The organism is Acinetobacter sp. LipI_19 (genome assembly GCF_058242925.1).
The window spans coordinates 2,036,338-2,052,597 of record NZ_JBZAYK010000001.1 but is presented as its reverse complement, the minus strand read 5'-3'; the positions used below and the strand labels follow the sequence as shown (position 1 = coordinate 2,052,597).

At 38.4% G+C, this 16,260-nt stretch carries 9 protein-coding genes and 1 CRISPR repeat array (1 of these 10 only partly in view); of the genes, 7 read left to right on the top strand and 2 right to left on the bottom strand.

The window, feature by feature from the left end; genetic code table 11:
* Nucleotides 1–64: direct repeats of the CRISPR family, unit length 30 nt; it reaches 566 nt to the left of the window's first position.
* Between the two features lie 182 nt (nucleotides 65–246).
* Both AC4CVF_RS10095 and AC4CVF_RS10090 read right to left on the bottom strand, forming a co-directional pair.
* Nucleotides 247–2,484 carry a TonB-dependent siderophore receptor gene (locus AC4CVF_RS10095; RefSeq protein WP_490789349.1) on the bottom strand — a complete coding sequence of 746 codons (2,238 nt, stop codon included), beginning with the start codon at nucleotides 2,482–2,484 and terminating at the stop codon, nucleotides 247–249.
* A gap of 278 nt (nucleotides 2,485–2,762) precedes the next feature.
* The gene (locus AC4CVF_RS10090; protein ID WP_419820533.1) at nucleotides 2,763–3,281 is read right to left on the bottom strand and encodes an RNA polymerase sigma factor; all 519 of its coding nucleotides are present in this window, start codon (nucleotides 3,279–3,281) and stop codon (nucleotides 2,763–2,765) included.
* Between the two features lie 257 nt (nucleotides 3,282–3,538).
* Here AC4CVF_RS10090 and AC4CVF_RS10085 point away from each other — a divergent pair, with 257 nt between their 5' ends.
* The 7 genes from AC4CVF_RS10085 (at nucleotide 3,539) to AC4CVF_RS10055 (ending at nucleotide 16,222) form a co-directional block, all read left to right on the top strand.
* Nucleotides 3,539–4,747, top strand: coding sequence for an efflux RND transporter periplasmic adaptor subunit (locus AC4CVF_RS10085; protein WP_490789348.1), 1,209 nt, complete (start codon nucleotides 3,539–3,541; stop codon nucleotides 4,745–4,747).
* Nucleotides 4,748–4,750: 3 nt separating this feature from the next.
* Entirely contained in the window at nucleotides 4,751–7,864 is a 3,114-nt protein-coding gene (locus AC4CVF_RS10080) for a multidrug efflux RND transporter permease subunit (protein WP_490789347.1), read from the top strand.
* Nucleotides 7,861–10,956 carry an efflux RND transporter permease subunit gene (locus AC4CVF_RS10075; protein WP_490789346.1) on the top strand — a complete coding sequence of 1,032 codons (3,096 nt, stop codon included), beginning with the start codon at nucleotides 7,861–7,863 and terminating at the stop codon, nucleotides 10,954–10,956. Before AC4CVF_RS10080 ends, AC4CVF_RS10075 begins: the two co-directional genes overlap by 4 nt.
* A gap of 18 nt (nucleotides 10,957–10,974) precedes the next feature.
* Nucleotides 10,975–12,372: an efflux transporter outer membrane subunit gene (locus tag AC4CVF_RS10070; protein ID WP_490789345.1), complete on the top strand. Its 1,398-nt coding sequence runs from the start codon at nucleotides 10,975–10,977 to the stop codon at nucleotides 12,370–12,372.
* Nucleotides 12,373–13,353: 981 nt separating this feature from the next.
* Entirely contained in the window at nucleotides 13,354–14,673 is a 1,320-nt protein-coding gene (locus tag AC4CVF_RS10065) for an NCS2 family permease (protein WP_004721188.1), read from the top strand.
* Between the two features lie 121 nt (nucleotides 14,674–14,794).
* Nucleotides 14,795–15,796 carry an adenosine deaminase gene (locus tag AC4CVF_RS10060; RefSeq protein ID WP_336953147.1) on the top strand — a complete coding sequence of 334 codons (1,002 nt, stop codon included), beginning with the start codon at nucleotides 14,795–14,797 and terminating at the stop codon, nucleotides 15,794–15,796.
* 69 nt (nucleotides 15,797–15,865) lie between these two features.
* Nucleotides 15,866–16,222 carry a hypothetical protein gene (locus AC4CVF_RS10055; RefSeq protein ID WP_419327378.1) on the top strand — a complete coding sequence of 119 codons (357 nt, stop codon included), beginning with the start codon at nucleotides 15,866–15,868 and terminating at the stop codon, nucleotides 16,220–16,222.
* Nucleotides 16,223–16,260: the final 38 nt, after the last annotated feature.

Genomic DNA, 16,260 nt, shown 5'->3' with positions numbered 1-16,260 from the left:
GAAAATTTACGATTCTCATTAAACTGATACTCTTGTGTTCACTGCCATATAGGTAGATTAAAAATCAATAGATGAGCAATAGATGATGTTGACTGCTAGTTAATTGAGAATTTTATTTTGTGTATTTTAAGCAGTGATAATTTTATCAGTAGAGAAAGCCACCTTAGCGATAACTTTCTCTGATTAAACCTATTAATTTATTTTAATTTAAATCAATATTTAGCCAATTATAAATAGGTTTTAGTATTACCACTCGTATTTTAAGCCCACTCTAAAATTAGTCGGTGCACCATAATAGCTATTGGTTGTCGCTAAATGATATTTTTCATTAAACAGGTTGTTGATATTCAGATTCAGCAATAAATTTTCATTGATTTTATAACGTGCCATTAAATCAACTAAAGTATAACTGTTCTGGATAAAACGAGTCTTTACAGGGAGGGTTATATCTGAATAAATATCACTTTGCCAACGTAGACCGCCACCTATTGTCAGAGCCTTGTCAAAGTAAGGCAGAGTATAGGTGGTAAATAATTTAGCAGTATTATTTGGAATGTTGGTGTTTATACTATTACCTTGACTGTTTTTCGACAAATTTCGAGTAAAACTTCCTGAAACTTGCCATAACTCATTGAGTTTTCCTGTGGCTTCTACTTCAAGACCGCGGCTCTTTGTTCCCGATTCTGCTGTATATGCTTGAGATCCATCAGGAGCTATGTGAGAGTTATCTGCTTGTTCAGGGACAGCGACTGCAAAATTATCTTCTTTAGTTTGATAAACAGCAGCACCTATATTTAATTGATTATCGAAAAATTCACCTTTAATGCCTACTTCTGTACTGTTGCCGACAAGTGGGTCTAAATAATCTCCCTTAACTGTCTTTTTATCCTGAGGAGAAAAAATATTGGTATAACTGGCATATGTTGTCCAATTGTCAGTTAAATCATAGCTAAGCCCTACATACGGGATGACTTCACCAGTCTCTTTATGAGTTTTGATATCTGTTGTATTTTTAGCATTATCATGATTTACAGCAACACGTTTCCAGTCTTCAACGCGCGTACCTAAAATAATCGCTGCCTTGTCTGATGGCTTTAAACGAACTGCACCAAATATAGAACGACTACTATCATTTCCACTATACCAGCCGTCAATTATCGTTTCAGGTCGACTTGGTGTATGACCATCCCAAGTGAAAATATTGTCTAATTTTCCATTCCAAGACATTCCATTATTCCAACCCGAGTAGGTAGGACGTTGATTTTCACTTTTGGTATAGGTTGTACCTAAAACAACTTCATGGGTTTGATTGAATAGATTAAAAGAACCATTCAGCGTTAAATTAAATAAGTTTTGTGTTGGTTCATAATCCCAGCGTGTCGCATAAATTAAAGCACCTTTTCCAGTTTGTTTATCTATTCCTGAACTATTATATGCATAACCGACCACTTCGTCAGACGACGTCTCAGTTCGAGATACCGTCCCTTTGATTTTCCAGTTATCGTTAAATTTATGTTCAATATCTGCAAAATAACCAGTCGTTGATCGATCTGAATACGTCCAACCTGCAGCTGCTGAATCAGAGCGTGACCATTCAATCTGTGAACCATCCGTATAATATGAAGGCAAACCTCCACGAGCAATGCCTGAAATATCAATTTTTTGATAGCTAATTCCAAGACTTGCTTTGGTTCGATCTGTTAAATCAGCTTCAAGTACGCCATATGCAACTTTACGTTCTTCCGCATAACGGTCTATATAAGAGTCGCCATCTTGATAAGCTAGTACGGCACGACCACGGATATTCCCAGACTGATTCAGCGGTGTTGAAACATCGATATCTGTTCTATAGGTATCCCACGATCCAGCACTAGAGCTTATAGAAGCTTTAAAGTCTTGTAATGGTTTTTTTCGAACCATATTAATACTGGCACTGGCTGAACCAGCACCAGTCATCAAACCATTAGCACCCCGAACAATCTCAATTCTGTCAAAAAGTGCAGTATCTTGACTTTGAAAAATGTTGGAATATGAATTCAGTAATTTCACACCATCTAATAAATAGTTGTCTACAGTTTGACCTCTTGCATAAATTGGTGAGTTATCTGAGCCAATATTTCCACCTTGATTGATTGTTAATCCAGCAGCTTGCGTTACGACATCTGTTAATTGTGTTAAGTTTTGATCCTCCATTTGCTGACGTGTGATTACACTGACCAATTGAGGTGTTTCTTTTAGGCTGAGTGCTAAGCCTGTTGATGCAGTGGTGGCTTTTGCGGTATATAAACCTGTGTCTTCAGTTGTCAGGCTATTTGTATTATTGACCGATACAGTGATGGTAGGGAGCTGAGTAGAATTTTGTTCTTGGCCATCAGATGTACTTATTGCTGAGAATACAGATCCATTTACTAGAAAAATAGATCCGCCCCAGAGTGCTGTACGAATTGCAATCGCTAAAGCATCTTTAGTTTGATGTTCCTTCATTAGATTCTCGTATGAGTAATATTCATGTACTTAGTCGTTTTTGTCTTAAAAAAAGCTCATTTTTTTATTATTTAAATACTGGATATGTATTTAGTTGCAACAACAGTAGATAACAGGAGTGAATAAGATAGAGAGTGTTAAAAGAACAAATATTTTTTAACTATTTGTTTTATCAATAGAGGGATTTCAAAAGTTTGGGGTAAGTATTGCAATATACTTTATTGAATTTATAGATTTAATTTTAATTTACTAAATTGTTTTATACGTAAAAATGATGATTAATTAAATGTTGTACTATAGATACTAGAGCAGGCGTGAAAAGCTTGTTTAATATCTCTTTTAACGGTGGCTTCAGAAATATTAAGTTTTTCGCCAATAGATCGGTAAGTCATATCTTCCATCTGTGATAATAAAAAAACCTGTGCAACCCGGTCGGGGAGCATTTCTAGCGTTTGATGAACTTGGTATAAACTTTCCTGAATACATATTGTATGTTCTACAGATGGGTGACTATCCTGAGGTGTATGTATTAGTGCATCTAAATATAAGCGCTCAATTTGCTGATGGCGCCAATGATCAATAATCACGTGTTTGGCAATCCCCAATAACCATGCTTTGGGTTCTTTAATATTTTCAAAACTATAGTTACTTTTTAATGCACGATAAAAAACTTCCTGACTTAGATCTTCGGAGTGGTGATGGTTGTGAAGTTTATGTTTGAACCACAGAAGTAAAGTATTTTGATGGTCTTGATAAATATGATCAAACCACTGTTGCTTTTGTACGTTCAAATTCATTAGATTTGCCTGTTTAATAAGCGAACAACACACAGTTATGCTAAGGTGGGGAAAGTGTTGAAAATAATGATAGTGATAATGATTATTAAATGCAATAATAAAACTTACAAAATGCAACATGAATAATTGAGTTGTTTTGAACCTTCTTTCACCTTAATTATTAATGAGATGAATAATTAATAAATGTGAGATTTCACTTTATTTGGTTCGTAATTGTAAATTTTGATCGTTCTACGAATGTATGAATAAGAGTTCTTATGAGTAAGCCATCTGTAAATGTAAACCTCAAAAAAAGTTTTATTGGCCGTAAATTTAAATATTTAATTGGATTTATGCTGCTGATTATTTTCGGACTAGCAGGCTTCTATTGGAAAAAAACCTCATCCAAACCCGCAGAGGAATATAGCCAATGGAGTAAACCTGTACCCGTGCGAACTGTGCCAGTACAACGACAAGATTTACAGGTTGACATCAAAGCAATTGGTACAGTCATTCCTACACATATTGTGAATGTACAAAGTCAGGTTTCTGGGGTTTTACAGCAGATTTATTTTAAAGAAGGGCAAACCGTAAAAAAGGGTCAGCTCCTTGCACAAATTGATCCCGCACCATTCCAAGTCGTGCTTGCACAGGCAGAAGGAACACGACAACAGAACTTAGCACAATTGCAAAATGCTGAAACAGAGTTGAAACGTTATCAATTATTGTTTAAACAAGATTCAATTGCGAAACAACAAGTAGAACAACAACTCGCTCTGGTCAATCAACTCAAAGGACAGATACAAGCGAACAAGGCGCAAGTGGATGCCGCAAAACTACAGTTGTCTTATACTAAAATTTATTCACCTATTGATGGGCGGGTTGGATTTAGACAAAAAGATGCTGGTAACCTGATTCAAGCCAATGAAAGTGCTGGTTTAGTTAGTATTGCTCAAGTTCATCCAATTTTTGTGCAATTTGCCGTGGCAGAAAACTACTTAGCAAAACTGCGTCAATCCTTAAAAAAGGGAGACAAGGTGCTGGTAAGTGCTTGGGATAAAACAGAACAAAAACAACTTGCGCTGGGCCATGTACAAGCAATAGATAACCAGATTGATGTCAGTACAGGGACTTTAAAAATAAAAGCAATTTTTGATAATTATGATGATGTTTTATTTCCAAATCAGTTTGTCAATGTGCATTTAAATACTCAAACCATTCAAAATGCACTCAGCATCCCTAATGATGCTCTACAACATGGCGCAAAAGGCAGCTATGTTTATATCATCAATCCGCAAAACAAAGCCGAAATTCGGATGCTAAAACTGGGCATGACCTCGAATGGTCAAATTGAAGTTTTAGACGGATTAAAGGGTAGCGAAAAGGTCGTACTTGAAGGAATTGATCGTCTTTCGGAAGGCAAAGAAGTTCAAATTGTTGTAGAGAATCAACAGCCAATTTCTACGGCCAAGCCAACTGCTGGATAAATCATGAATATTTCACGGTTCTTTATTTTACGTCCAGTCGCAACCACATTATTGATGTTAGCACTATTGTTAAGTGGCTTCTTGGTTTGGCGATTGTTACCTGTCTCTGCTTTGCCACAGGTCGATTATCCAATTATTCAAGTCTATACTTTTCAACCTGGCGCCAATCCCGATACAGTACAACGTACAATCACCGCACCACTCGAACGAGAAATGGGCAAAATTGCGGGTTTAAAACAAATGTCTTCCAGTAGTTCAGTGGGGGCATCCGTCATTACCTTGCAGTTTGAACTGAGCGCAGAGCTTGGTGTCGTTGAACAAGAAGTACAGTCAGCACTCAGTACCGCCAGCAGTAAATTACCCAATGATCTACCAGCACCACCGGTTTACCGTAAAGTAAATCCTGCTGATGTTCCTGTGATTACCCTTGCCATCAGCTCAGAAACTTTACCTTTAACCACTGTCTACGACATGGTGGATACCCGAGTTGCACAAAAGCTTTCTCAGCTTTCAGGTGTCGGGATGGTGAGCCTTGCAGGGGGGCAACGTCCAGCAATACGCGTGCAAATGAATGCTATGTCACTTGCTGCTTATAAAATGAGTGCTGAGGATGTACGCTCCGCAATTAATTCTGCCAATGCGAATCAACCCAAAGGAAGCTTTGATGGTCCATATCGCACCACAATGTTGGATGCCAATGATCAGATTCGTTCGATTGCAGATTATGAAAATTTAATCTTACGCTGGAACAATGGTGCTCCGATACGTCTGAAAGATGTGGCAAAAGTCATCGAAGGTAGTGAAGACCGCTATATGGCTGCATGGGCAGATAGTCAATCTGCAATCTTAGTCAATGTGCAGCGTCAACCAAATGCCAATGTGATTCAAGTTGCAGATCAGATTAAACAGATATTGCCTGAACTACAAAAGAATCTGCCTGAAAATGTCGAAATTCGGGTGTTAACAGATCGAACAGAGAGTATTCGTAGTTCCATTGATGATGTGCAAAAAGAATTGGTTTTTGCCGTATGTTTGGTGGTGATGGTCACTTTTCTCTTTTTAAGAAATTTATCTGCAACCGTAATTCCAAGTATTGCAGTGCCACTGTCGATTGTTGGTACCTTTGTTGTGATGTATTTTTTAGGCTTCTCGGTCAACAATTTGACCTTAATGGCGCTCACCATTGCGACAGGATTTGTAGTCGATGACGCAATTGTGATGTTGGAAAATATTGCACGACATCGTGAGGCAGGAGAAAGTTTATTACAAGCAGCACTCAAAGGGTCTAAGGAAATAGCTTTTACTTTGATTTCCCTGACGATTTCTCTAATTGCTGTATTAATCCCATTACTGTTTATGGGCGATGTTGTTGGAAGACTGTTCCACGAATTTGCTGTCACTTTAGCAGCTGCAATCGCAATTTCATTGGTGGTGTCACTCACATTGACCCCGATGATGTGTGCATATTTATTAAAAAGTACCAAACATTCAAGTTCACACAGTCGCTGGAGTCTAGATCGCATTATTCAGCATTATGGTAAAGCTTTACAGTGGGTTTTTCGGCATCAAGTGCTGACACTTTCGGTGATGTTGAGTACCGTCATTTTAGCTGGGCTGTTGTATTGGATGATTCCAAAAGGTTTTTTCCCTGTACAGGACAGCGGTGTCATACAAGTGGTCACTCAAGCACCCGATGATATTTCATTCCACGCTATGAGTGAGCGTCAACAAGCACTTGCAGGTCAGATCCTAAAAGATCCTGCTGTGGAAAGTTTGTCTTCATTTATCGGTATAGATACCAATAACCCAAAACTAAGTAATGGGCGTATTTTAATTAATTTGAAGCCGCATGCTGAAAGAGACCGTGTAGATCAGATCATGGCACGTCTACGAGAACAGTTCGCTCAAGTTAAAGGGATTCAAGGTTGGATGCAACCCGTACAAGAGCTGAGCATTGAAGATAAAATCAGTCGAACTCAATATCAACTCAGTATAAGCGCTGCTAAAACGACAGATTTAGCACAATGGACTCCTGTATTTGTTGATGCTTTACGGCAACAACCTGAATTTGCAGAGGTGACCAGTGAAGACGGTGGGCAAGGCTTACAGGCATTTATTGATGTCAATCGAGATGCCGCAGCACGTTTGGGTTTAAACATTGAAGATATCAGTTTAGCTTTACAAAATTTATTTGCGCAGCGCCAGATCGCAACTTTATACACACAATCTAATCAATATCGTATTGTTTTAGAACTTGACCCAACATTCACTCAAAGTATAGATGCTTTAGGGCAAACCTATATTCATAATAAAAGTGGAGAGCCGATATTACTCAGTTCTGTTGCCAATATTGTGCAAAAACGCGTGCCTATTATTCTGCAACAGCAATCACAATTTCCAGCCAATGGGGTATCTTTTAATCTTGCATCAGGGGTCGCGCTCGGAGATGCGATCAAAGCGATTGATCGCATACAACAGCGTCTAAATTTACCAACAGAAGTAAAGGTGACACTACAAGGTGCAGCCGCTGCTTATGAGAACTCACAACAACATACTTTCTGGTTGGTGATTGCAGCAATAGTGACCATGTACATTGTGTTAGGCATTCTGTACGAAAGTTTTATTCATCCGATAACTATTCTTTCTACTTTGCCTTCTGCTGCAATTGGTGCTTTGTTGGCATTGTTTTTGGTCAATCGGCCATTGGACATGATTGCCTTGATTGGGATCATTTTATTGATTGGTCTGGTCAAGAAAAATGGCATCATGATGGTGGATTTTGCTTTGGCTGCACAACGTCATGAAGGATTGTCACCACAGCAAGCGATTTATCAAGCCGCATTGATGCGTTTTCGCCCAATTTTAATGACCACACTCGCGGCGCTGGTTGGGGCAATCCCATTGATGCTTGCGTCAGGTTCAGGCGCAGAATTACGTCAGCCTCTCGGGGTCGTCATGGTGGGTGGTCTGATTTTAAGTCAAGTCCTCACGTTATTTACCACACCAGTAGTTTATTTGTTTTTTGATCGTCTGCAATATTCATTACAACACACCAATTCAGATTTAACTGTAGATGATTTCCCCCCAGATCATGATACGACAAGGAGAGAGTTTTGACCTTTCTCTCGACCTTTATTCATCGACCTGTTGCCAGTATTTTACTTGGGATCGCAATTGTATTATTGGGTATATTGGCCTATTTTCGCTTACCTGTAGCCGCTTTACCACAGGCAGATATTCCAACGATTGTGGTGCGAGCAAGTTTACCTGGTGCAAGTCCTGAAAGCATGTCTGCCACTGTGGCGACGCCGTTAGAGCGTGCCATGATGGGCGTTTCAGGGGTAAAAGCGATTAATTCTTCAAGTAATCAAAGCGCAACCCAAGTGGTTTTGCATTTTGATTTAAAGACTGACATCAATGAAGCCGCCAGAGAGGTCCAAGCTGCAATCAATGTTGCGATGTCACAGTTGCCTTCTGGAATGCCAAGCCCCCCTGAATATTTCAAGATCAATCCAAGCCAGAGTCCAATTTTTTATTTGGCATTGAGTTCGGAACATCTTTCTGCGGGCAAACTCTATGAAATTGCCAGCAATCAGCTCCAGCCAAATCTTGCGCAAATTAATGGGGTTGGTGAAGTTGTCATTGACGGGGCATCTATGCCAGCTGTGCGAATTCAACTCAATCCAAATACCTTGATTTCACAAGGGGTGTCTTTGGAGCAAGTTCGTGAAGCGATTGTAAAAAGTAATGCAGTACAAGCCTTAGGGGTAATTGAGACTGAACAGTTACGTTGGCAAGTTGAGCTTCCAAATCATTTAAAAAAAGCGGATGATTTTGCCAATTTGATCGTGCATCAAAATGGTCAGACAGTTGTTCGTTTAAAAGATGTGGCTGAGGTACAGGATTCTGTCGAAAACCGATATGTAAGTGGTTTCCACAATGGCAAACCAGCGGTGATTATTAAAATCAGCCGTCAGCCCAATGCAAACACCGTTGCCACAATCGAAAAGATCAAAGAAAAACTACCTGAGTTAAGCACATTAATTCCAGCAGATTCACAACTGACCACAGTGATGGATGGATCGGAAATTATTCGGGCAGGCTTAAATGAGGCAAGAGATACTTTATTATTTTCCATGCTTTTGGTGATTATTGTGGTCGCTCTGATGTTAGGTCGTCTGCAAAGTGCTCTTGTTCCAAGTATTGCCTTGATTGTGACTTTGATTGGCGCATGCAGTTTGGTTTATCTCGCGGGATTTTCACTGAATAACTTGTCAATTATGGCAGTCATTGTTGCGATTGGACTTGTAGTTGATGATGCCATTGTGGTTTTGGAAAATATTGAACGCCATATAGAACAGGGTGAACAACCTGTACAAGCTGCCTTAAAGGGTATTCAAGAAGTCGGTTTGACCTTGTTAGCAATGAATTTAGCTTTGGTAGTGATCTTTATTTCCGTGCTATTTATGGGTGGTGTAATCGAGAGACTGTTTAGAGAATTTTCTTTAACCTTGATTTTTATCATTATTCTATCTGTATTTGTCTCTCTGGTCCTTACACCAAGTTTATCCGCACGCTGTTTAAAACCATTGGAGCGTTATCAACATCAGGCTTTGTATCGCTATAGCCATCGCTGTATGCAAGGTTTGAGTCGGCTCTATTTGTATTCACTAAAATGGATGATTAAACACGGTTATTTGGTCATTTTGCTATGGGGCGGTGCAATTGCTGCCTCTGTATATGTGTATCAAACATTACCCAAACGTGTATTACCTGAGCAAGATACCGGACGGGTTGAAGCTTTTATTCGAGGGGATGATGGCTTCTCCTTTCAAATTATGCAACCCAAAATCGCCACCTTTAGTGAAAATGTATTAAAGGATCCCGCAGTCAAAGATGTGATTGGTACGTCTGGTGGTGCTGGCGGAATCACCAATTCATTTTTAATGGTGAGTTTAAAACCTAAAGCAGAGCGAGATGGCAAATCTTCACATGAAATTGTAGACAGAATTAAAAAAAATGCCCCATGGTTGGCAGGTGCGATTTTCTCTGCACAAGTCAAACAGGAACTAGAATTAGATGATCCATTTTCAAGTGGAAGTGGGCAAGATTATTTGTTGTTACTGCAATCTGATAATGTTGCGTTATTACGTCAGTGGGTGCCTAAAGTCGCTCAGGCAATGCAGAAACTTCCAGAGTTAGAAGAAGTTGAAACCATGGGCGATGAAGGTGCTCAGCATGTGACTTTAGACATTGACCGTGAAGCTGCACGTCGTTTGGGGGTGGATATAGACAATATTTCAAGCGTACTCAATAACTCATTTTCGCAGCGCCAAATTTCGACTATTTATGATCAAACCCAACAGTTTTATGTGGTGATGGAAGTTGATAAACACTTTACTGAACACCCTGAAGCGCTGGCAAATGTACGTATTCCAAATCAACAAGGTATTGCAGTGCCTTTGAGTAATTTTGCCACATGGTCTTATGGCATCACCAATGATCGGGTTTATCGACGCAACCAATATGCCGCAATGGGGATTGGTTATGTGGTTAAACAAGGCTATAGCTATGAACAAGCGGATGTAGCTATTCGGAGTGTTTTACCCGAAGTCATGTTACCCAATGAAATTTTTATCATGACAGATAAAGATGTAGAGGCAGAAAGTTTGCAGACTGGTTTATCGACCCCTTTACTTGTCTGTGTGGTGATCTTACTTATTTATATTGTTCTCGGGGTTACCTATGAAAGTCTGGTTCATCCATTGACGATTTTATCGACAGTACCCGCTGTGGCTTTGGGGGCTTTGCTAACCTTATGGTTATTTAATTTCCAATTTACCTTAATTGCACTCTTGGGCATGTTTTTATTGATTGGAATTGTTGTAAAAAATGCCATTCTTTTAATTGATTTTACTTTATTGGAAAGAAGAGCAGGCAAGACTGCATATCAGGCTATTTTGTCTGCCGCAGCACTTCGTTTTCGTCCAATTCTGATGACTAATACCGCAGCGTTGCTGGGTGCAATTCCACTGGCACTTAGCTGGGGAGAAGGGGCAGAGCTACGTCAGCCTCTAGGTGTTGTCATTGTGGGTGGTTTAGCTTTGGGTCAATTATTGACGTTGTATACAACGCCAGTCTTGTATTTGGTGTTGGAAAAATGTGCTGAATCTTGTTTGAAATTTAAAAGTAAATACGCACTTCATTAAGGTAAATAGGAAAATATAATGCAGAGTTTAATCGTTAAAAATGTCATGTGCCTTAGTGTTCTATTGATGTTAACTGCATGCAATTCTACTGTTGTGTTGCATCCGCCTGAATATAAAGTGCCTATCCTTCAAACGGATGATCATTATAAATATGCTGTTTTAAATTGGAAAAAAACCTCAAACATAGAAGTCAATGCCAACACTTGGTGGGAAATCTTTCAAGATCCTATTCTCAGTCAATTGATGCAACAATTGAATCAAGAAAATTTGAGTCTGAAACAGGCAGAAGCACGATATCAACAAGCCAATGCCTTACTTGAGCAGCAACACGCAAACCGTTTGCCAAGTTTAAAGTTAAATGGTTCTGCACAACGTAGTGGAACAAAGGGTAGTACACCAAGCAACCGATTTACGGCGGGTGTTCAAGTCAGTTGGATTCCTGATTTATGGGGCAGAGTCGCCAAAGCGATTGAAGGGCAACAAGCAAATTTAGATGCTTCACAGGCTGACTTAGCCGCAGTTAAACTTAATCAGCAATTATTGGGCACAGAAACCTATTGGAATATCCGAGTACTGGATGCGCAGTTGGATGTTTTACAACAAACTCAACACAGCTACCAACGTTCCGTCAAAATTTTAAATAACCAATATGTTGCCGGGATGAGCGCGCGAGCGGATGTGATACAGGCTGAAACACAACTCAAGCAAGTGCAAATCCAGCAGATAGAAACCCAACGAGAACGTGATTTACAAGAAAATATTTTAGCTGTGGTACAAGGTAAAACGGTTGCTCAATTTCAATTGCCCAAACAAAAACAGTACTTTCAAGTTCCAATATTACCAAGTCAGCTACCAAGTCGGATGCTTATCCAGCGTCCTGATGTGATACGTGCTGAACGTGAATTGGCTGCAACACATGCCCAATTGGGCTTGGCTCAAACGGCATGGTTACCCGATCTCAGTATTGGCCTAACGGGTGAATTAAATAGTCGCGTATTGAGTCAACTGTTTCAAGCACCACAGTACTTGTGGTCGACTGGATTACAAACAACGGCATTGATATTTGATGGTGGAAAACGTAAGGCTGAGATTGCACAAGCACAAGCGAGTTATACTGAAAAAGCAGCGGCTTATAGACAGGCTGTTTTAACGGGTTGGAAAGAGGTAGAGGACGCACTTATTCAGTCATCCAGTTTTAAACAACAACAATCTGAACAATTTGAATTGTTTAAGATTGCTTTGGAAAATGAACAAGTCGTGACTCGACGTTATAATGCAGGCTTAGTCAGCTATTTAGAAGTCATCACTGCACAGAATTTAAGATTACAGGCAGAACAGGCAACTTTACAACTTAAGCAATTACAGTTAAAAAACACAGCTCAACTGATTGCCGCCTTAGGTGGTAATATAAGTTAAGGTTCTAAAAAGCAATTAAACCACTGGATTTATAACTTAAATTTAATTAATTCAATATCTTATGTTATTTTTAAGGTGTGTAATCTAAAGTGTGAAAACCCTTATTGGTGACTATTTTATGCTTTCAAAGATTATTATTGAATTCGATTTAAGCAATGAGAATGATCATTTTATAAAAAGGTTGCTGTGCTTCATGTGAGAACAACGCGTATTTTGCTAAAACAATATTTTAGCTAGCGAGTGCACCGAATAGGGCTATTGTGTTTTTTCATATTGTTATTTAATTCGATGTTTTAAATCACAATTTTGATAATTAGCAGTACTTTATATGTATGACTCAATTCAACGTTTTGTATGCACTAAGAAAGTGCAAGTTTAGATTAGTGATTAATTAAACAATTTTATTGTTAAAATGTTATTTATGTCACATTTATGTGTATAATTGTGGGAATTTATACCTCGATCTGATTTTGAAATGGTAAAGCTTGTAACTTTTTTCGTGCTAAGTAGTGTGATATTTCTAGGCTATTTCTCTTATGTGGATTCTCAACAAAGAAAATATGAAGAAATGCAAAATATTATTAAAGATGCGAATTTAACCATTCGGAAAATTGAGTCTAATCCTAATAATCACAATCATCTAAAAGTAAGTAATACCGTGATTTGATTTAAGTGCTGTATATCCTTAAAGCACTAAACTTCTGAGTTCACATGAATTGGATGACTAAAAGAGTCAGATTGATAAAATTATTTAAACTGTATGTTATAATTTGTAATATGTAATCGATAACGACCGTTAAACCTTCTAGAAAATGAAAGCTGCTAATCTGCAGCTTTTTTAATTCAAGTTTTTTATCGGAAATGTCATTTTGGTATGTTTATTGAATGCTGAATTATGGCCTAAATTGAAGGCATTTAGCATTTTTTTTAAATGAACTCGATTTTATCAACGAATAGCTCAAACTTAACAGGGGCTCAACAATGACGAATCCAAATCCTTCAGCGGGTTTGCTCGAACGCTTATTTAAACTGAGCGAAAATAAAACAACGTTTAGAACCGAAATACTGGCAGGTTTAACGACATTTTTAACGATGTGTTACATCATTATTGTTAACCCATTGATTCTTTCAGAAACAGGTATGGATCATGGCGCCGTATTTGTGGCAACGTGTTTGGCCGCTGCGATTGGTTGTTTGGTCATGGGGGTGGTTGCAAACTATCCGATTGCACTTGCACCGGGTATGGGGCTGAATGCTTATTTTACTTATTCCGTTTGTCTAGGTATGGGCGTTGAATGGCAAACCGCTTTGGCTGCTGTATTTGTTTCCGGACTCGTTTTCATCGCAATTAGCATGTTTAAAATCCGTGAAGCCATTGTCAATGCAATTCCAATGTCATTGAAATTTGCAATCGGTGGTGGTATTGGATTATTCCTTGCACTGGTTGCATTGAAAAATTCAGGCATTATTGTTGCAAATCAAGCAACTTTGGTGGGTTTGGGTGATTTAAAGCAACCTACAGTTTTACTGACTTTATTGGGTTTTTTCCTGATTGTGATTATGCACCACTATAAAATTCGTGGCGCAATTATTATCAGTATTTTAGCGATCACTGGTATTGCAACAGCTTTAGGTTTGAACGAATTTAAAGGAGTTGTTGGTTCGATTCCTTCTATTGCACCGACTTTCATGCAAATGAATTTTGAAAACTTATTTACAGTAAGTTTGGTAGGCGTGATTTTCGTATTCTTCTTGGTTGATTTATTTGACTCAACTGGAACATTGGTCGGGGTTTCACATCGTGCGGGTTTATTGAAAGACGGTAAATTACCACGTTTGAAAAAAGCGCTGTTTGCTGATTCAACTGCAATTGTTGCTGGTGCTGCTTTGGGTACATCATCAACAACACCTTATATTGAGTCATCTGCGGGTGTTGCTGCAGGCGGTCGTACAGGTTTAACTGCAGTTGTTGTTGGTATTTTATTTTTAGCGTGTTTATTTTTAGCGCCACTGGCTCAATCTGTTCCTGGATTTGCGACCGCTCCAGCATTATTATTTGTTGGAGTGTTGATGATTCAAGGCATCATCAATATTGAATGGGATGATATTACCGAAGCAGTTCCAGCATTTTTAACCATTGTATTTATGCCATTTGCTTATTCAATTGCAGACGGTATTGCAATGGGCTTTATCAGTTATGCATTGGTTAAATTATTTACAGGTAAAGCCAAAACTGTTCCATATATGGTTTGGATCATTGCTGTGCTCTGGGTGATTAAATTCGTTGCATTTGGTGGTTAATAAATTTAAATAAGGAAAGGGTGTAAACTCAAGTTTGCACCCTTTTTTGTTTTAATCAGATTGAAATGAATCCAAGCGATTTGGATGATTGACATTTAATTTAATAAGTTTGAGGAAAAACGTGAATAGATTAGAACTTATTCGTGCCTTACCTAAGGCAGAACTCCATGTACATATCGAAGGCACGTTTGAGCCTGAGCTGATGTTTGCGATAGCTCAACGTAATCAAATTGATATCCCATATAAATCTGTAGAAGAAGTCAAACAAGCATATAACTTTCATAACCTACAGTCTTTCCTTGATATTTATTATGCAGGTGCAAATGTACTGATCAATGAACAAGACTTTTATGATTTAGCTTGGGCATATTTTGAAAAATGTGCTGAAGATAAAGTTGTACATACTGAAATGTTCTTTGATCCGCAAACACATACCGACCGTGGTGTAGCATTTGAAACGGTAATCAATGGTTTACAGCGCGCGTGTGATGATGCCCAAACAAAGTTGGGTATAAGCTCTCATTTAATCATGTGTTTCCTACGTCACTTAAGTGAAGAAGCAGCATTTGAAACATTAAAGCAAGCCTTGCCTTATAAAGATCAAATTATTGCTGTAGGCTTAGATTCAAGTGAAGTTGGACATCCACCAGCTAAGTTTGAACGAGTTTTTGCTCAAGCACGTAAAGAGGGTTTCTTGGTGGTTGCGCATGCGGGAGAAGAAGGTCCTGCTGAATATGTATGGGAAGCTTTAGATTTATTAAAAGTAAACCGTATTGATCACGGGGTACGTTCAGAAGAAGACCCAGCCCTGATGCAACGTTTAATTGCAGAAAAGATGCCTTTGACTGTTTGCCCACTGAGTAATTTAAAATTGTGTGTGGTGGATAATATGGCACAACATAATATTCATCGTTTATTGCAAAAAGGAGTGCATGTGACTGTTAATTCAGATGACCCATCTTATTTCGGTGGCTATATGAATGATAATTTTATTTCGATTGCTGAAGCACTAGATCTTTCCAATACAGAGTTAAAGCAATTGGCAAAAAATTCATTTGAAGCGTCATTTATTTCAAATGAAGAAAAGCAAAAATGGAACAATCAAATTGATCAATTGGCTTAAATCAAGCTATATTCTTTAAGCCTATAAAAGCAGTGTGTGAACACTGCTTTTTTTCATAAGGAAAATAGAATGAAATTTTTAACAACAAGTTTAACCTTATTCATTATTTTACCTGTGACTGTTGCATGTGCAGACTCAAGTACAGAAACGATTACGCATAAAATGTTAAAACCATTAATCGAACAGCAGTGCGCAAGTGAATTGAAAGCTTCAAAAATTTGGCAAGCATCTTCATTTTTATGGACTGCTACACAGCAGCAACATGCACAGCAAAAAGTTTGTGGCTGTGTCAGTGAGAATGCTTTGAATGATATCCCTGCTAAACAGCTGGTTATGGCAACTTTTAATGAAGCTACAAAAAATAAGTTGATTCAACAGGCGGTGATAAATAGTTTAAAAGGTTGTGCAAAAGAAGCATTAAAGTAAAGATCTAGAATTTAAAACATAATAAAAATATAAAAAAG

Bases quoted from the DNA above. Each gene is read 5' to 3' on its own strand.
- AC4CVF_RS10095 (WP_490789349.1), bottom strand. From the start codon at position 2,484: ATGAAGGAACATCAAACTAAAGATGCTTTAGCGATTGCAATTCGTACA.
- AC4CVF_RS10090 (WP_419820533.1), bottom strand. From the start codon at position 3,281: ATGAATTTGAACGTACAAAAGCAACAGTGGTTTGATCATATTTATCAA.
- AC4CVF_RS10085 (WP_490789348.1), top strand. From the start codon at position 3,539: ATGAGTAAGCCATCTGTAAATGTAAACCTCAAAAAAAGTTTTATTGGC.
- AC4CVF_RS10080 (WP_490789347.1), top strand. From the start codon at position 4,751: ATGAATATTTCACGGTTCTTTATTTTACGTCCAGTCGCAACCACATTA.
- AC4CVF_RS10070 (WP_490789345.1), top strand. From the start codon at position 10,975: ATGCAGAGTTTAATCGTTAAAAATGTCATGTGCCTTAGTGTTCTATTG.
- AC4CVF_RS10065 (WP_004721188.1), top strand. From the start codon at position 13,354: ATGACGAATCCAAATCCTTCAGCGGGTTTGCTCGAACGCTTATTTAAA.
- AC4CVF_RS10055 (WP_419327378.1), top strand. From the start codon at position 15,866: ATGAAATTTTTAACAACAAGTTTAACCTTATTCATTATTTTACCTGTG.